This is a genomic window from Mycobacterium sp. 48b (assembly GCF_048282725.1).
Taxonomy (GTDB): Bacteria; Actinomycetota; Actinomycetes; order Mycobacteriales; family Mycobacteriaceae; genus Mycobacterium.
Map to the genome: position 1 here is coordinate 4,845,881 of NZ_JBLVUL010000001.1, position 17,855 is coordinate 4,863,735.

At 66.6% G+C, this 17,855-nt stretch carries 15 protein-coding genes; 12 read left to right on the plus strand and 3 right to left on the minus strand.

Annotation, left to right across the window (positions count from 1 at the left end):
• The first annotated feature begins 81 nt into the window (after positions 1-81).
• The 5 genes from ACNQR1_RS23630 to ACNQR1_RS23650 are packed head-to-tail and all read left to right on the plus strand — an operon-like array spanning position 82 to position 6,335.
• Complete coding sequence (locus tag ACNQR1_RS23630) at positions 82-1,041, plus strand: ABC transporter permease (RefSeq protein WP_418048119.1); 960 nt, start codon at positions 82-84, stop codon at positions 1,039-1,041.
• Complete coding sequence (locus ACNQR1_RS23635) at positions 1,038-1,886, plus strand: ABC transporter permease (RefSeq protein WP_418048120.1); 849 nt, start codon at positions 1,038-1,040, stop codon at positions 1,884-1,886. The genes ACNQR1_RS23630 and ACNQR1_RS23635 overlap by 4 nt, the downstream gene beginning before the upstream one ends.
• A gap of 2 nt (positions 1,887-1,888) precedes the next feature.
• A complete protein-coding gene (locus ACNQR1_RS23640; protein WP_418048121.1) occupies positions 1,889-3,487 on the plus strand; it encodes a dipeptide ABC transporter ATP-binding protein in 1,599 nt (532 codons plus the stop codon).
• Positions 3,484-5,115, plus strand: coding sequence for an ABC transporter substrate-binding protein (locus ACNQR1_RS23645; RefSeq protein WP_418048122.1), 1,632 nt, complete (start codon positions 3,484-3,486; stop codon positions 5,113-5,115). The genes ACNQR1_RS23640 and ACNQR1_RS23645 overlap by 4 nt, the downstream gene beginning before the upstream one ends.
• A gap of 5 nt (positions 5,116-5,120) precedes the next feature.
• Positions 5,121-6,335, plus strand: a complete 1,215-nt coding sequence (locus tag ACNQR1_RS23650) for an acyl-CoA dehydrogenase (RefSeq protein WP_418048123.1) — start codon at positions 5,121-5,123, stop codon at positions 6,333-6,335.
• A 66-nt stretch (positions 6,336-6,401) separates the two neighbouring features.
• Here ACNQR1_RS23650 and ACNQR1_RS23655 read toward each other — a convergent pair whose 3' ends face one another.
• From ACNQR1_RS23655 to ACNQR1_RS23665, 3 genes are read right to left on the minus strand one after another with little or no spacing between them, the layout of a single operon-like run.
• The gene (locus ACNQR1_RS23655; RefSeq protein ID WP_418048124.1) at positions 6,402-7,199 is read right to left on the minus strand and encodes an NADPH-dependent oxidoreductase; all 798 of its coding nucleotides are present in this window, start codon (positions 7,197-7,199) and stop codon (positions 6,402-6,404) included.
• On the minus strand, positions 7,196-8,215 hold the full coding sequence (locus tag ACNQR1_RS23660) for an aldo/keto reductase (RefSeq protein ID WP_418048125.1): 1,020 nt from the start codon (positions 8,213-8,215) through the stop codon (positions 7,196-7,198). Before ACNQR1_RS23660 ends, ACNQR1_RS23655 begins: the two co-directional genes overlap by 4 nt.
• A 16-nt stretch (positions 8,216-8,231) precedes the next feature.
• Positions 8,232-9,185: a TauD/TfdA dioxygenase family protein gene (locus ACNQR1_RS23665; protein WP_418048126.1), complete on the minus strand. Its 954-nt coding sequence runs from the start codon at positions 9,183-9,185 to the stop codon at positions 8,232-8,234.
• Positions 9,186-9,434: 249 nt separating this feature from the next.
• Here ACNQR1_RS23665 and ACNQR1_RS23670 point away from each other — a divergent pair, with 249 nt between their 5' ends.
• The 7 genes from ACNQR1_RS23670 (at position 9,435) to ACNQR1_RS23700 (ending at position 17,854) form a co-directional block, all read left to right on the plus strand.
• On the plus strand, positions 9,435-10,376 hold the full coding sequence (locus ACNQR1_RS23670; protein WP_418048127.1) for an aldo/keto reductase: 942 nt from the start codon (positions 9,435-9,437) through the stop codon (positions 10,374-10,376).
• Positions 10,377-10,703: 327 nt separating this feature from the next.
• Complete coding sequence (locus ACNQR1_RS23675) at positions 10,704-11,636, plus strand: LysR family transcriptional regulator (protein ID WP_409552120.1); 933 nt, start codon at positions 10,704-10,706, stop codon at positions 11,634-11,636.
• A 126-nt stretch (positions 11,637-11,762) separates the two neighbouring features.
• Positions 11,763-13,103, plus strand: coding sequence for an LLM class flavin-dependent oxidoreductase (locus ACNQR1_RS23680; RefSeq protein ID WP_418048128.1), 1,341 nt, complete (start codon positions 11,763-11,765; stop codon positions 13,101-13,103).
• Positions 13,100-14,464, plus strand: coding sequence for an NAD(P)-binding domain-containing protein (locus ACNQR1_RS23685; protein ID WP_418048129.1), 1,365 nt, complete (start codon positions 13,100-13,102; stop codon positions 14,462-14,464). Before ACNQR1_RS23680 ends, ACNQR1_RS23685 begins: the two co-directional genes overlap by 4 nt.
• A complete protein-coding gene (locus ACNQR1_RS23690; protein WP_418048130.1) occupies positions 14,461-15,567 on the plus strand; it encodes an LLM class flavin-dependent oxidoreductase in 1,107 nt (368 codons plus the stop codon). Before ACNQR1_RS23685 ends, ACNQR1_RS23690 begins: the two co-directional genes overlap by 4 nt.
• A gap of 24 nt (positions 15,568-15,591) precedes the next feature.
• Entirely contained in the window at positions 15,592-16,599 is a 1,008-nt protein-coding gene (locus tag ACNQR1_RS23695; RefSeq protein ID WP_418048131.1) for a ketopantoate reductase family protein, read from the plus strand.
• A gap of 145 nt (positions 16,600-16,744) precedes the next feature.
• The gene (locus ACNQR1_RS23700; RefSeq protein WP_418031288.1) at positions 16,745-17,854 is read left to right on the plus strand and encodes an ABC transporter substrate-binding protein; all 1,110 of its coding nucleotides are present in this window, start codon (positions 16,745-16,747) and stop codon (positions 17,852-17,854) included.
• The last annotated feature ends 1 nt before the right edge of the window (position 17,855 follow it).

The following is a 17,855-nucleotide window of genomic DNA, read 5'->3' on the forward strand; positions in this document are numbered from 1 at the left end:
AGCCGAACTGAACGGTCGGCTTAAAGTTCTTAAAGGTGTGAATGATTGCTGCACCCACAGCGCCACCATAGCGTTCGACCGGTGTTGAACTTCACCCTGCGGCGGGTCGGTCAGTCGATCATCGTGATCGTATTGGCCTACACCGCAGTGTTTTTCGTACTCAATGTGCTGCCGGGAGACCCCATCGAGCAGCAGATCTCCAATCCTGAGAACCCGATCTCCGATCAGGATGCGCAGGTCCTGCGCGACTATTACCGGCTCAGTGAGCCGGTCATCGTGCAGTTCGGCGTATCGGTGGAACGCTTGTTCACCGGAGACCTCGGATACTCGCTCAACAGCGGCCAATCCGTAGCGCGACTGATGGCGCACGCACTGCCCTCGACGTTGGCCCTGGCCGGTGTGGCGTTCGTGCTGGCCGCACTGCTGGGCTTCGCCATCGCCTTGGCCGCGGTGTTCGCGCCCTGGTCACCGGTGCGCGAGTTCGCGCGGGTTCTGCCGCCCGCTTTCCTGTCCATTCCGGTGTTCGTCACCGGACTCGTCGCGCTGCAATGGCTGTCGTTCAGCCTCGGGTGGGTATCGGCCGTCCGCGACGAGGGAATGCGGTCGACGGTCCTGGCCGCCCTGCCACTGGCGCTTCCGGTCGCCGCGCCGATCGCCCAGGTGCTGATCCAGGGCCTGAGTAACGCCGCCGCCCAGCCGTATGTGGAAGTGCTGCGCGCCAAAGGGCTCGACGACGGGCGCATCATCTTCGGCCATCTGGTCAAGAACGGCTCGATTCCCACTGTCACGATCGTGGCCATCACGGTCGGTGAGCTGCTGGCCGGATCGGTCATCACCGAAACAATCTTCAACCGCACCGGGATCGGCTATCTCACCGAAACGGCGGTTCGCAACCAGGACACACCGATCATCCAGGCGGTGGTCATCACGGTGTCGGTCACGTTCGTCCTGGTCAATCTCGTGGTGGATGTCATCTACCCGCTGATCGACCCGCGCATCGACAGATCGACCACGACGAGAGGCGCGCTGGTGCCCGCATGATCCTGACCGACGCACCGTCCGCGGTGCCCCTTCCCCGGCCGGCCCGCCGGGTGAGCATCAATCCGTGGGACGTCCCGCCGGTTTTGTTGCTACTACTGGTTGTCGCGATGATCGTCGCGCCTTCGGCGATCGCCCCCCACGATCCGCTCCAGGAGAATCCGGATCTGCCGCTGGCCGGTCCGAGTTTCTCGCACCCGTTCGGCACCGACTACATCGGCCGCGATCTGCTCAGCCGGGTGATCGCCGGCACCGGTGCCACCATTGCCGGGTCGTTCATCGCCGTGGTGATCGGATTGCTCGTGGGGACGGTTCTCGGGTTGCTGGCGGCCTACTTCGGCCGTATCACCGACAGCATCATCGGCCGGATCATCGATGTGCTGCTATCCATCCCGACGCTGCTGCTGTCGATAACCATCATCGTGGCTCTCGGCTTCGGCACGGTGAATGCCGCCATCGCCGTGGGCATCTCGTCCATCGCCGTATTCGCCCGCCTGGCCCGATCGGAGGTGCTGGCGGTGCGAAACCTGCCTTTCGTGGAGGCCAGTGCACACCTCGGCGCGGGCCATCTCACCCTGCTGTTCCGGCACATCCTGCCCAACTCCTACTCCTCCGTGCTGGCCCTGGCGGCGCTGCAATTCGGCGCGGCGATCCTGGCGATCGCGTCGCTGAGTTTCCTGGGTTACGGCGCTCAGCCGCCCGAACCCGAATGGGGACTGCTCATCTCGGAGGGCCGCAACTACATCAACTCCGCACCGGGCCTCGTGTTCTTCCCGGCATTGGCGATCGTGTTGACCGTGATGAGCCTGTCACGGCTCGCCCACATCATTCGAGAGAAGGTCGGCTGAAGATGAACTCCCCTGCCCTGCTGTCGCTTTTCGGCCTGACCGTCGAATACGCGGGCCGCGGTGACGTGGTTCGCAATGTCTCGTTCGACGTCGGCGCCGGTGAGGTGGTGGCCCTGGTCGGCCAGTCCGGTTCCGGCAAGTCGACCATCGCGCGCGCGGTGCAGGGCCTGCTGCCCGCCAACGGCCGGGTCACCGCCGGAGACATCCTCGTCGAGGATCGCGTGGTCACGCAGCTGCCGCAGCGCCGATGGCGCGAACTTCGCGGCAGCACCATCGGTTTCGTTCCACAGGACCCGCTGGGTTCACTGGATCCCCTCAAACCGGTCGGCGACCAGATCGCCGAAGTGCTGCGGGTGCACCGGATCGCCGATCGGGCCGGTGCCCGCCGGCGGGCCGTCGAGCTGCTCGAGCACGTCGGGATCGCCGACGCGAGCCGCCGGGCCGGTGACTACCCGCACCAGCTCTCCGGCGGGCAGCTGCAGCGTGTGCTGATCGCGATCGCCATCGCCGGCGAACCCCGGCTGCTGATCGCCGACGAGCCCACCTCCGCACTCGATATCACCGTCCAGCGGCGCATCCTGCAGCTACTCGACGAGTTGCGCGTCGAGCATGGTCTCGGCGTCCTGTTCATCACCCACGACCTCGCGCTGGCCGAGCAGCACAGTGACACCGTAGTGGTGTTGCGCGACGGCGATGTGCGTGAGACCGGCCCCACCGCAAACGTGCTCACCGCGCCACAGGACGACTACACCAGGCAGTTGATCGCCGCGGCGCCCGCGCTGTCGCCGGACAAGTACGCACACCGGCCGACAGCGGCCGCGACCGCCGAGCCGATCCTGCGGGTGGACCGGCTGGTGAAACGCTATGGCGAGACCCGCGCCCTGGACGCCGTATCGTTCGAGGTCCGGACCGGGTCGATCCATGCCCTGGTAGGTGAATCCGGCTCGGGCAAGACCACCGCGGCCCGGGTGCTGGCCGGGCTCACCGACTTCGACTCGGGCGAGGTTCGGGTGAACGGATCCCTCCGGGCCGCACAGACACCGCTGCGTGCCGCGCAGCAGCGCGCGCAGGCCCGGATTTTGCAGTTGGTACACCAGAATCCCCTCGCCGCCCTCGATCCCCGGTTCACCATCGGCGAGGCGATCGCCGAGCCGTTGCGGATCAACCGCATCGGATCCCCTGCTCAGCGCCGACTAGAGGTCGCCGAGGCACTGGACCGCGTCGGGTTGCCCGCCGACCTGGCCGACCGCAAGCCGCGCGAGATCTCCGGTGGCCAGCGCCAGCGGGTGGGTCTGGCCCGAGCCCTGGTGCTGCACCCGGCGGTCCTGGTGCTCGACGAACCGACCTCGGCGCTGGACGTCCACGTGCAGGCACAGGTGGTGGACCTGCTGATCGATCTGCAACAGGAACTGGCACTGACCTACCTGTTCATCTCTCACGATCTCAGCCTGGTCCGCCAGATCGCCGACCACGTGAGCGTGCTCGAACACGGCAGGCTGGTCGAAACCGGCTCCGCAGCAGATGTTTTCACCGCCCCTTCGGCGGCCTACACCCGCCGTCTGCTCGACGCGGTCCCCGGCGTCCCGGCGCGTGCGGCGTGACGATCCGGCGTGCGGTGGCCGCGATCCTGATCGCCGCAGGCTCGGTGAGCGCCTGCTCCGATCCCCCGTCCCCCACCCGGACACCCGGCGCCCGGGGCGGGGACCTGACGTATCTGGACGCCGAGGCGCCCGCCTCCCTGCAGATCCAGGTCAGCTACTGGCAGAACAGCCTCCTCAAGGACCAGATGCTGGACCGCCTGGTCTACCAGGACCCCAAGACCTTCGACTTCGTGCCGTGGATCGCACAGAAGTGGACCGTCGACCCGTCCAAGCGCATCTACGAATTCACCATCCGCGACGGAGCCAGCTACAGCAACGGCCAACCGGTCGACGCCGAGTCGGTGCGCCGCAACCTGGAATGGGAAGCCAAAGGAGACAAAGACAAAGGCATCACGCGCAACACCTACTTCCCGGAGGTCGACGCGATCACGGCCGATCCCGCGCGCCGTACGGTCCGCGTCACGTTGCGCAAACCGTACGCGCCGTTCATCGCGGTGCTGTCGTTGAACACCTCAGGCCTGGTCGCCGACGCCACGATCGACGCCACCAAGGAACAGCAGTCCGTCGTCACCAACCTGATCGGGTCCGGGCCGTTCGTCGCGACCTCGGAGATCCCGGACAAGCAGATCGTGCTGTCCAAACGCCGGGGCTACAACTGGGCACCGGCGACCGCGCCGCACCAGGGTGAGGCGTATCTGGACACCGTCACCGTCATCCCGGTGACCGAGGACAGTGTCCGGGTGGGGGCGCTACGGGCCGGGCAGGCCGACGCCGTCCGCTACTCCCAGCCCCCGGATGAGCGCCTGCTGACCCGGGAGGGCTTCGATGTGCGCGGGCTGCGCACTCCCGGTCTGGCCAACACGCTCGACGTCCGCCAGACCGCTCCCTTCATGCGGGACATCAACGTGCGCAAGGCGATCGGTTTCGGAATCGACCGCACGGAGATCCTGCACACCCTCTACACCGACAACTGGAAACCCGCCCAGAACATCGTCACGAAGAACTTCCCCGGTTACACCGATCGCAGCGATGCGGTCCGCTACGACCCGAACGAGGCGATCCGGCGGCTGGAAGCCTCCGGCTGGACCCACGTCAACACCGACGGCTACCGGGTCAAGGACGGCCGTGAGTTGGCGGTGAAGATCTATGTGGATGTCTACGACCACACTGCCAAGCCGATGTACGAACTCATCCAGCGCCAATTGCGGCGCATCGGCATCCGGTTGGTCATCCGTCAGACCGACTTCGCCAACTACCCCACCGCCAGCATCGAGGATTCGGTGGGCCTGCGGCGCAACGGCTGGCCCACCGCCGACCCGGTGCGGTTGTGGCAGAACTACGACAGCAAGGGCGGTGATCTGTACGCCCTCGACGGCGCGGACCCGGCGATCGACCGCATGCTGCATGCCCAGATCGAAGCCACCGATCCGGGCCAGCGACTGAAAGTACTTGAGAAATACAACAACTACGTCATCGACAACGCGTACTCCATTCCGCTGCTCGAAGACACCCAGATATTCGCCGTCGCCCCACGGGTGCGGGGATTCGCAAACGCGGCCAACTCGGTGCCCTGGTTCTACGACGCCTGGATCGACGACAGCCCGGCCGCAATCACCGGAAAGGATTGACACCGATGACCACCGATTCAGTATTGACGGCACGCGCCGTTCCACGGGGACAACAACTTCAGGAGGTGCTCGACGAGATCGCGGCCGACTACCGCCGCCGCCTGGACGAGGGCGGGCACGAGCCACCCGGGCACGGCCTGAGCCTGGTGCGTGAGCACCGCCTGGGCGCGGCACGGCTGGCGGGCGACCTCGGCGGCGGTGACTTCACCGTGCCCGAGTTCTTCGAACTGGCGATCAGGCTGGCCCAGGCCGACCCCGACCTGACCCACATCCTGCGGGTGCACTACGCGACGGTCGAAGAACTTCAGCGTGTCCCGGGCAGCGCGGCCAAGGAGCGCTGGCTGTCGGTGGTGGCCGAAGGCCATCTGATCGGAGGGGTGAGCTCTGAGCTGACCACTGCCCGAGTGGGTGGCCAGGCCTATGACACGAAGCTGGTGCGCACCGCCGACGGGCTGCGACTGACCGGCCGCAAGTTCTACAGCACAGGCGCCCAGTTCTCCGACTACGTGCGCGCCACCGCCGAGAACGAGAACGGGGCCCCGGTCGCCGCGGTGATTCCGGCCGACCGGGCCGGCATCGTCCACGCGGACGACTGGGATGGCATCGGCCAACGCCACACCGGTAGCGGGACAACCGTATTCGAGGATGTCGCGGTGCACGACGACGAGGTGTTGCCGATCGGTACGAATGTCGGAGTGGACCGGGCGCGCGGCGCGTTGGTGCAGCTGTACCTGCACGCGATCGCGGCCGGAATCCTGAAGACCCTGACCGCCGAGGCCGCGACGCTGGTCCGTGATCGCCACCGCACCTACACGTTCGCCACCACCGACACCCCCTCGGCCGACCCACAGCTGCTGGAGATCGTCGGCGAGATCGACGCGGTGGCCTACACCGCCGAGGCGTTGGTGCTGCGGGCGGCGACCGAGTTGGCCCCGGCCCTCGACACCGCCCGGGTCAGCGGGATCGACGCCCGCCTGGAGGATCAGGGCGCAGTGGCCGCCGCCCGGGTCAAGGTGGCGATCGAACAGCCCGCACTACGGGCCGCCTCGCGCATCTTCGACGCCGGTGGCGCCTCGTCGGTGCGGTCGACGTCGCACCTGGACCGGCATTCGCGCAATCTTCGAACCCTCTTCTCCCACAACCCGACTGTCTACAAGGCACGGGTGCTCGGCGATGTCGCGGTCAACGGGGCGGGACTGCCCGACACCGGCTTCTTCTGATCACCGGTCCTACGCGAAACGAGCCGCTGAGCATTTCTGCTCAGCGGCTCGTTGCGTGTCGCCCGGTCAGCGCGAGGGCAAGCCGAGGCGTTCCAGCTGCTCGCGCAGCCGGTGCCGCCCGGACAGCGAATGCGGGCCGGCCAGCCGGCTCAGCACCCGCTCACTCCAGCTGCCCGACAGGCCGTAGCGGTTGTTGTAGACCGCCAGCCGCTCGTCGTAGGCGGGCAGATGCGAATCCGCTGCCTCGGCGTCGTACCGCTCCCGGTGCAGCACCGCGTCCTGGGGCAACCGCGGCTTGATTCCCGCGTTCTCCGTAGGGTCCGGGGTACCGACCGCGAGGCCGAACGTGGCCACGGCGTGTGGCGGCAGTCCCAGCTCGGCCGCCACCTCTTCGGGGTGGTTGCGGATCGCGCCGACGAAAACCGCACCCAGCTCCAATGATTCGGCGGCCACCACCGCGTTCTGGGCGGCCAGTGCGGTGTCGACGAAACCGATGATCGTGGTCTCCAGGTAGTCCGCGCCATCCAGCGCGGCCCCCGACCGCTGCGCCAGCCGGCGGGCCCGTCCCAGATCGGCCACCCAGACCAGGAACAGCGGGGCCTCGTTGATGAACTGCTGGTTGTTGGCCAGCGTCGCCAGCCGGGCCTTGCGCTGCGGATCACGGATGGCGATCACGCTCCACGGCTGCAGATTCGAGCTGGTCGCCGCCGACTGGGCGGCGGCGACCAGCGCCGAAAGTTGCTCATCGGTCACCGGTTCCGCGGTGAACTTGCGCACCGACCGATGCGCGAGCTGCAGTGCCAGCGTCTCGCTGTGCACCCCCAGCACCGCGTCGATGTCGCCGTAACGGGCGATGACGGTCACGAAGCCGCCGCCACTGGAGCTTCGACACCCAGGTGCTCCGGCCGGATCGACCGGTGGCCCCCGACCTGATCGGCAATGGATTCCAGTCGACCCAGGTGTTCCGCGCCGAGCTCCACCGTCAGCGCGCCGAGGTTCTCCCGCAGGAACTCCCGATGGCGCGTTCCCGGGATCGGCACCACGTCCTGGCCCCGCGAGAGCACCCAGGCCAGCGCGACCTGGCTGGGCCGGACACCGATCTGTGCCGCGATCTCGGTCACGGTGTCCGCCAGCGCGCGGTTGTGGTCGAACACGTCGGCGCCGAAACGCGGATGACGGCTCTGCACCCCCTTGACGTCCTCGGCGCTGCGCACCCGCCCGGTCAGCCAACCGCGGCCCAACGGCGAGTAGGGCACGATGCCGATACCGAGTTCGCGGGCGACCGGCACGGTATCGGCCTCGATATCCCTGGTGAACAACGACCATTCGTTCTGGATCGCGGCGATCGGGTGGACCGCGTGGGCGCGGCGCAGGGTCTGCGGACCGGGTTCGGAAAGGCCGATATGGCGGACCTTGCCCGCCGCGACCAGTTCCGCCAATGCCCCGACGGTGTCTTCGATGGGCACCTCGGGATCGACGCGGTGCTGGTAGTACAGATCGATGTGCTCCACCCCGAGGCGGCGCAACGACCCCTCGATCGCGGTGCGGACGTATTCGGGCCGACCGTCCAGGGCGCGCGCGTCGGGGTTGGTGTCACGATCCAGCGCATTGCCGAACTTCGTGGCGATGGTCAGCGCATCACGCCGGCCCCGAATCGCCTTACCGAGCAGGATCTCGCTGAACTCGGGGCCGTATACGTCGGCGGTGTCGAACAACGTGACGCCCAGATCGATCGCCTCGGCGACCAACTCGGTCGCCTGCTTCTCATCCTCGGCGCCGGCGGACGTCCGAAAGCTCATGAACCCCAGCCCGATTGCCGACACTTCCGGCCCGCCGGTGCCCAGCCGGCGATGCTCGATCGCGGTCGATGCCTCTGTCATAAGTTGTCTTCTTTCTTCAGGATCCGAAAAACGGTTCACCGGAAACGGACTCGGAGACTCGTCCGTCGACGCCGGCGGGGACATCTCCCTCGAGGGTGACGCGGTAGAGCACCCGGTCGTAGTCGAGGTGGCCGGCGTCGGCGATCGCCAGGTGCGCGGTGGCGCGGTTGTCCCAGAACGCGATGCTGCCCGGAGCCCAACGGAACCGGACCGTGTACTCGGTGCGGGTCGCCTCGTCCCACAGCAGCTTGAGGATGGCCTCGCTCTGGGTCGGCGAGTAACCCCGGATCTCGCGGGCACCACGGGTGAAGCCGGGACTGACGAACAGGGCACGCTCCCCCGTGACCGGATGTACCCGGACCGCGGGGTGATAGGTCACCAGGTTCGCCTCCCGCACCTTGCGGTCCCGCTGGCTGCCTGCCACCGCACGGGCGTTGAACTGGTGCTTGATGTCGAGCTTGTCGGCGAAGTCGCGCAGTTCCTTGGGCAGGTTCTCATACGCCGCGACGAGATTGGTCCACGCCGTGTCACCGCCGTACGGCGGCAGAATGTGCGCGCGCAGGATCGACGCCGCGGGCGGGTTCACCAATGCCGTGACATCGGTGTGCCAGCTGTTGTCGTACGAGGTGCGCTTGCGGCCCAGATGGCGCTCATAGCGACGGCTGTCGATCGGCAGGATCTCGGGGAACCCCTCCGGCGGCTCCTCCTCGTGCGGATGGGCCGGGGTCACCTTCCCGAAGTTCCGTGCGAACGCGATCTGTTCGGCATGGCCGATCTCCTGATCGCGGAAGAAGATCACCTTGTAGGTGTGCAGCGCACTGCGGATCTCGTCCACGACGCCGGCCTCCAGCTCGCCGCGCAGGTCGACACCGCGGACCTCGGCGCCGATGTATCCGGCGACCGGCACGATGTCCAGACCGGTGTCGGCGAGAGGGCTACTTTCCCTTACTTTTTCGGTGAGGTCGGTCATGTGCTGACTCCCTTGTCTTGACTCGGCGTTGGGCTGGCGAGCCGGCGGGCCGGATCTCGCAATGGTTAGCGTCAGCGTCCGGGTTGGCTTGAACAACAGTCTTTGGCTACCGGAACCGTTCAGAGCCGCTTAATGTCTGGCACGACCGGACAGATCTGATTAACGGATCGCGTAGCGTGCGGCCCTTGATGAGGTCCTTGGGGGCAATCACCATCGCTTACGACTACAACGCATGGGAGGCATACACACGTGAGTGATCTGGAACGGCGCCGGCTCGGTGACAGCGGACCGCAGGTGACCGTCCTCGGTTTCGGAGCCATGGAACTACGCGGAGAACCACACCGTAATCCGAGGCCGCTGGACGAGTCGGTGGCCGCAGAGGTGCTCAACACCGTGCTCGACGAAGGCATCAACTTCATCGATACCTCGGTGGACTACGCCCTCAGCGAGGAGCGCATCGGCCGGCATATCGGTGCCCGGCGCGATGAGTACTTCCTGGCTTCCAAAGCGGGATGCCCGCTGGACTTCCACCCTGATGCCCCGCCTGGACCGCTTCCACACGATTACTCCCCGGCCAACATCCGCGCCGGCGTCGAGCAGAGTCTGCGACGGCTTCGCACCGACCGCCTAGACCTGGTGCAACTGCACATCAGCCCGTCTCTGCAGGTGCTACGGCGTGACGGTGCGGTCGAGACCCTGACCGAGCTGCGTGCGGAAGGCAAGATCCTGGCATTCGGAGTGTCCTCCACGCTCCCCGAGATCGACGATCACCTGCAGATCGAAGAGTTCTCGGCGTTCCAGGTGCCGTTCTCGGCCCTCGAACGCGATCTGGAGACACGTATCCAGATCGCCGGTGAGCGCGGCTTCGGCATCATCGTGCGAGGCGGTGTGGCCCAGGCGGGCAAGCGCGAGAAGACCACTGTCGACGGACGTCCGGTCACCTGGGCCGACACCGGCCTCGACGAGCTTCGCGACCAGGACAGCCAGCAGGGATTCCTGCTGCGGTATGCGATCACGACTCCGGGGGTTACGACAATCATCGCCGGGACGGCCGACCCGGACCATGTGCGACAGAACGCGGTTGCCGCGCGCCGTGGTCCGCTGCCGGCCGATGTGTATGCCGAGGCCCAGCGTCGCCTTGATGACGCGGGAATTACAACCGCGGTGATTCCTGCCGACAGTCCCGTGTAAAGCCCTGCTCAGGGCCATTGTCAGGACCCGTGGTGGGCGCAACGCCGATGCGTCCACCCGGGTCCTTCTGCCATCATCGACTCTGTGAATTCGACGGACCTCACCACTTCGCTACACGTCGATCTCATGCGCGACTGTAGCGCGATCTGTTGTCGCTGAAGCAGCTTCGGGCCGCTGCTCGTCGCGCTGTCCTACAGCCACCATCGACAATCACCGATCGACGCCGCTGCCGTCCGTGGGGTGTCAGCCGCATATTCGTACCGAGCTGATGAGGTCCACCATGTCTCTCCTGCCTACCGCCGCCCATCGCAGTACCGGGGGTGTCTGATGCTGGACCTCCGCCGGATGATGCTCTTGTCCGATCTGGCCGACCTGGGCTCGGTGACCGCCGTGGCCGAGCGGCGCAGCATCACCAGTTCTGCTGTATCCCAACAGCTTCGTGTGCTCGAAGAAGAAGCAGGAGCCGTGCTCTTCCGACGGGACGGCCGGACTCTCGGTTTGACCCGCAGCGGCCAGGTCCTCGCCGAGCATGTCCGCCGCGTTCTCGTCGCCGTCGACGAGGCCATGAGCGCGGTGGCCGAAACCCGGGACCGGGTGTCCGGGCAGGTCGCCATCGCCACATTCAACATGGGAATTCCGACCCTGGCCGTGCCCCTGATGCAGCGCCTCAGCACCGAGGAGCCGAACCTGCGTGTGCAGGTCCAACAGGACACGAGCGCAGCAGCGCTGCGGTTACTTCGCCAGGGCGAGGTCGACGTCGCGATCACCTGCCAGTACGACTTCCTCGGCGCGGAATCGACCGGCGGACTGACCACCGTGCCGCTGTTGTTCGAGCCGCTCGTGCTGTTGGCCCCCACCCATTCTCATCTGAGAATCCGCAAGCAGGGCCTGTCAGCGCTCGCCGATGGGTTCTGGGTTACCGGTCCGCAGAATTCGGGGCTGGGGATCGCCGCCATACATGCCTGCGAGAGCGCCGGTTTCACGCCACAGGTCAAGCACCGGCTGATCGGGGCCCAGAACATCTGCGAGCTGGCGGCAACCGAGATCGCGTCGGCGATCGTGCCCCGGCTGTCGGTTCCTGCCAACCTGGAGAGTCTGCTCGTCGGAGGCATCGAGCTCGGCGGGCGGGCCATCAGCGCCGTCGTCCGCGCCGGGCGCCAGCGCGATCCGAACATCGCGCTGATCCTGCGGATATTGCGGGCGATCGCAGACGAGGCCCTACCTGGACAGCCCTCCGAATCGCTCGGTGTCGCATCGTGACGCCCGGACGTCGCAGTTCGGCTTCAGCATTCCCGTAGCGGGGGTTTGCAGATTAATCCGGGCGGTGCGGATACGTTGCGACCTGATACATCAACAGGTTTCGCACACACCCAGGAGGCCAGGTAGGTGAGCGCTCGTCAATTGCACCTGAACGCGTTCCTCATGAGCACGGGGCACCATGAGGCGTCGTGGCGCCTGCCCGAAAGCAATCCGTTCGCAGCGACGGACGTCAACCACTACGCCGAACTGGCCAGGATCGCCGAACGCGGCACCTTCGACTCACTGTTCCTGGCCGACAGCCCGCAGCTCAACGGCGACGTGGGCCGCCGTCCGCTCGGGGTGCTCGAGCCGTTGACGTTGTTGACGGCGCTGGTCGCGGTCACCGAACGGATAGGACTCATCGCCACGGCGTCAACTTCGTACAACTCGCCCTATAACCTGGCCCGCCGCTTCGCTTCGCTGGATCACGTCAGCGGCGGGCGCGCGGGCTGGAACATCGTCACCACCGCCACCGTGGACGCGGCCCGCAATTTCGGCCTCGACGAGCTACCTGACCACACGTCACGCTATGCGCGCGCCGACGAGTTCGTCGAGGTCGCCCAGAAGCTCTGGGACAGTTGGCAAGACGACGCAGTGATCGCGGACAAGGCCGCCGGAGTGTGGGGTGATCGATCAAAGATCCACCCACCCGCTCACCGCGGTGAGCACTTCTCTGTGGAGGGCCCGCTGAACATCCCACGGTCCCCGCAGGGCTATCCCCTGCTGGTTCAGGCCGGCTCGTCCGAGGACGGCAAGGCACTGGCAGCCCGCTACGCCGAGGCGGTGTTCACCGCGCAACAGACCTTCGAGGAGGCGCGAGCGTTCTACACCGAGCTCAAGGCTCGCACCATCGCCGGCGGCCGCGACCCGGACACGATCAAAATCCTGCCGGGCATCGTCCCGGTCATCGGCAGCACCGAAGCCGAGGCCGCCGCCAAAGACCGTGAACTCGACGAGGCCATCGTCCCGGAGTACGCGCACCGACAGCTCGCCTCGACCCTGCGGATACCGCTGGAACAACTGGATCTGGATCGCGAGTTGCCCGACGAACTGCTGTCCGAAGACGCCATTGAGGGTGCCAAGAGCCGCTACACGCTCATCGTCGAACTGGCCCGGCGCGACCGTCTCACCGTGCGCCAGTTGATCGGCCGCCTCGGCGGGGGCCGCGGGCACCGGACGTTCACCGGCACCCCTGAGCAGGTGGCCGACACCATCGAGACGTGGTTCCGCGGTGGCGTCGCCGACGGTTTCAACATCATGCCGCCGACACTGCCGTCCAGCCTTGAGCTGTTCGTCGACCATGTGGTGCCGATCCTGCGGGCCCGCGGGCTGTTCCGGACCGAATACACCGCATCCACGCTGCGCGGCCACTACGGGTTGGCCCGGCCGGCCAACTCTCACCTGCTCACGGAGGCGACACTTCGATGACCACTCAGGACCTCGACATCACCACGGCCGATCTCGCCGCCCGGGAGTCTCTTCGCCTGCTCGGGCTCGACGGCAACAACTGGATCGCACCGCGCGACGACGTGGACCACGATGTGGCGATCATCGGTGCCGGCCAGAGCGGTATCACCACCGCGCATGCGCTGTTGCGGGCGGGAGTGGCCAATGTGACGGTGATCGATTCCGGTCAGCAGGATGCCGATCTGGCCTGGCAGTCCCGGGCCAGGATGCGCACCCTGCGGACCGCCAAATCGATCTCGGGACCCGAGCTCGGCAATCCTGCGCTCAGCTTCCGGGCCTGGTACGAAAGCAACCGCGGCGCAAGTGCTTTCGATGACATCGATCGGATCCCGACATCCGATTGGGCCGACTACCTGAGCTGGTTTCGGGAGCAGACCGGGATAGCGGTACGCCGGGGAATCCGGGTCACCGACATCGCACCCGGCACCACCGGCCTTCGGCTGACCCTGGAGCAGGACGGACGCCGCTGGGCCGAGCACACTCGCAAGCTGGTTCTGGCCGGTGGCGTCTCGGGCACCGGAGGGCCGCACATCCCCGCCGAGCTACGGGGACTCTCCAACCGGCTGTGGGCGCACACCGCGGACCTGATCGACTTCGATGCTCTGCGCGGGAAGACCGTTGCCGTCCTCGGAGCGGCGGCGTCGGCCTACGATGCGGCCGCCACCGCCCTGGAGGCCGGCGCGACCGAGGTGCATGTGTACACGCGCCGACCTGCCGTCGTGGTCGCCAATCTCGCCAACCGTCCCAATCCACTGGTTCAGGACGTGTTTCACCTGCTCAGCGATGCCGAACGGTGGGAGCAACGGGTCAGGGCGGCCCGGCAGGGGGCCAACGTGCCCGAAGACTCTGTTGCCCGCGCCGCCGCTTTTCCCAACTACCACCTGCATGTTTCGGCGCCCTGGTCGTCGGCGTCCGAGCGGGACGGCAGGGTCCTGGTCGAGGCGGGCGACGGGGCGCGGACATTCGACTTCGTCATCGCAGGCACCGGCTACCAGCAAGATCCGGCCACCCGTCCCGAACTGGCCACCATCGCGCCCTACATCGCGCGCTGGCAGGACGTATACCCCGCCCCGCCCGGGCTGGGGAACGAGATCCTCGGCGTGGCACCCTATCTGGGCCCGGGCTACCAGCTCGCCGAGAAGGAGCTGGGATCGGCACCGTGGTTGGCCGACATCCACGTGTTCAGCATCGGCGCCAACGTCAGTTTCGGTCGACCGGTCGGCGACATCCCGAGCCTGCGGATCGGGGTTCCACGCCTAGCCGAGGCGATCACCCGCGATCTGGTGCTGGCCGACCTTAGCGCCGCCGGGGATCCCCGATGACACTCCCCGCGGAACCACTCAGTGCGACCGATCGCGAATTCCTCTGGTACATACCGAACACCGTCGACCCCGGCCACCGCGGAGACGACACCATCGAGGGCTGGGGCACCCTGGACTATTCCGTAGATCTGGCCCTGCGGGCCGAACGACACGGTTGGGGCGGTGCACTCATCGGCACCGGGTGGGGCCGACCGGACACGTTCACCGTGGCGACCGCAGTCGCCGCGCGGACCACGGCATTCACCCCACTGGTCGCGGTTCGACCCGGCTATTGGCACCCCGCCCACTTCGCCAGTGCGGCAGCCACCCTCGACCAGCTCAGTGGCGGTCGTCTGTTCATCAACATCGTCAGCGGCACCGACAATCTTGCGGCCTACGGGGACGGCGAGTTCGACAAGTCCCGGCGCTACGACCGAACCCGAGAATTCCTGCAGGTGGTGCGCCGACTCTGGCGCGACGAAGACGTCACCTATTCCGGTGAACACTTCCATGTCGAGCATTCGACCGTGGCTCCGCGAACATTCGGCGCCGAGCGTGGACGCCACCCCAGGCTGTACTTCGGCGGAGCTTCTGCGGCGGCCGAGGAGGTCGCCGCGGCCGAAGCCGACGTGCAACTGTTCTGGGGTGAACCCCTGGACGGGATCGCAGAGCGGATCGACCGGCTCACAACGTTGTCCGACAAGCTCGGCCGGACACATCCCCCGCTGGAATTCGGACTGCGGGTGACCACCCTGATCCGGGACAGTTCCGCGGAGGCATGGCGCGCCGCCGAGGCCAAGATCGCGTCCATCGCAGGCAAACCGGACCTACACGGGTACGGGCAGGGCCCCGCGGTCGGGCAACAGCGCCTGCTCGACCTCACGAATCGTGGTGAAGTGCTCGACTCATGTCTGTACACCACCCCCGGCCGCTACGGCGGTGGTGGCGCGGGCACTACTTGGCTGGTCGGTTCGGCCGCCGAGGTCGCCGCCGCCCTCGCGCGCTATGCCGACCTCGGTATCCGGCATTTCGTCCTGTCCGACACTCCCTACCAGTCTGAGGTCGCCCGGGTTGGCGATCAACTGCTGCCGTTGTTGCGCAATCCGGCGCCATTGGCCTACTGAGCAAACCAGAATCGAGGCTCCCCAATGGCGACAACTCTGACCCGCCCGGTGGTGGTGTACGGCGTGGGGGCCATCGGCGGGGTGATCGCCGCGCGGCTACGACTGGCCGGATTCGAGGTGACCGCAGTGGCCCGCGGCGCGCACCTCGAAGCGATCCGCGCCGGCGGTCTCACGCTGGTCACGCAGGCCGGCGCAGATACCGTGAACCTGTCAGTCGCTGCCCACGCCGGCCAGGTCGACTGGTCCGACGACCCGGTGGTGATTCTGGCAGTCAAGAGCCACCAGACCGCTAGGGCCCTGGATGATCTCAGCGCCCACGCTCCCGCGGCGACGCGGGTGTTCGTCGCCCAGAACGGAGTGGCCAACGAGGCTGCGGCGCTGCGGAGGTTCGCTCACGTGTACGGCATCACCGTGATGCTCCCTGCCGCCCATCTGGAATCGGGAGTCGTTGTACAACAAAGCTATCCGGTTGCGGGAATTCTCGACCTGGGCGCCTACCCGAGCGGGCACGACCAGCAGGCGGACCTCGTTGCGGCGACCCTGCGTGCCGCCGGCTTCCATTCCCAGGTCCGCGACGATGTGATGGCGTGGAAGCACCGCAAGCTGATCGCGAATCTCGGCAACGGTGTGGCTGCCGTGTACTGTCCCGGCCCCCAGGCCGACGAACTGGTCGCGCGCGCACGTACCGAAGCCGAACTGGTCCTCACAGCGGCCCGGATCCCTTTCGTGACCGCCGAACAGGACGCGCAACGTCGTGGCGATCTGCTTCAGGGCCGGGTGCACGACGACTACTTCAGCTCCACCTGGCAGAGCGTGGCCCGCGGGCACAGCCAGGTCGAAACGGACTGGTTCAACGGCGAAATCGTCTTGCAGGCCCGCCTTCACGGTCAGCAGGCACCTGTCAACGAGCTGATCCAACGCGTCACCGCCGAACACGCCAGGGTCGGCCGCCCAGTGCGTTCACTGGACGCCGCGGCCGCACTCGCCAAGCTCGGGGCTGATTCCGGCACTCCCGCCGCCGCTTCGGTCTGACCGAACAGGCCTGCGCGCGGCCCCGCCGCGTCCCATCCCCGATGTAGCTGAGCTTAACCGTTCTGGTAGCCGATATTCCTTGTCGCGCAGCGCTATCCGCTTGACCATGAACCAACGCAATCCGTCAGCCGAGGGAAGGTACCTCATGCTCGATTCGCGGAGCAAGATACCCAGTCGATTCCGCCGCGGTGCCGTCACCCTCATCGCGGTGGCCTTCGCGGCGACCACGTTCGCCGGGTGTTCATCGGGCGGTTCCTCCGACCTGGCGCAAGATGACAAGGTTGTTCCCGCCGACCCGAACAACCCGGTCCACTTCAAGTGGTCCGAAGATCCCAAGGCGCCGTCGCTGGTGAAGATCGCCGACGAATTCGGCCTGTGGGACAAAGCCAGCATCCGTCCCGAGTATGTGGGTGCGGTCGATTCCGGCCAGCTGCCCGCGCTGCTCGGGACGGGTGACATCACGTTCGCGTCGTTCATGTTCAACCGCTCGTTGTCGGCCGTGGCGGCCGGGGTCGACCTGAAGGTCATCGCCTCGCGCACCTACACGACCAAGGACGAGCCGCACATGGAGTACTTCGTACGCAAGGACTCCGATCTCGACGAGACCAACCTCAAGCAGTTGGAAGGAAAGACGGTCGGGCTGGCCTCGCTCAAGGGCTGCGCCGAGTTCATCCTCAAGGACTACCTCGTCAAGAACGGTGTCGACATCGGCAAGGTCAAATTTCTGACCCAGTCCGAAAGCCTTCTGCCGCAGTCACTTCAGCAGGGCGGTGTGGATCTGGCGGTGATCCATCCGCCGCTCAACGGCGTGCTGCGCACCGATCCCGACGTCAAGGTCGCATTCTCCGACTTCAACAATTCCGGAAACGACGGTGGGCTCGCTCCGATCAGTGCCAGCGGCAAGTTCATCCGGAAATATCCCGAGCAGACCCGGGAGTTCATCGGGATTCTCGCCAAGGTAGCCAACTGGGGCAACGCCCATCCCGAGGAGTACCGCGACATCGTCGCCAAGCTCACCGGTCTGCCCAAGGAGCAGATCACCAAGTACTACTACGCGAACAATCTGATCCTCGACAAGGAACAGACCGGTTTCTGGTGGGGCCTGGCCGAACGCGTCGGAACCCTCACACCCGAAGAATCCAAGCTCAAGCCGGAAGACATCGCCACCAACGAATTCAACCCGTACGCAAAATCTCCCGCCCTGATCGATTCCCAGGCCGACAACACCGAGATCTTGACCGACGGGGAGATCTGAC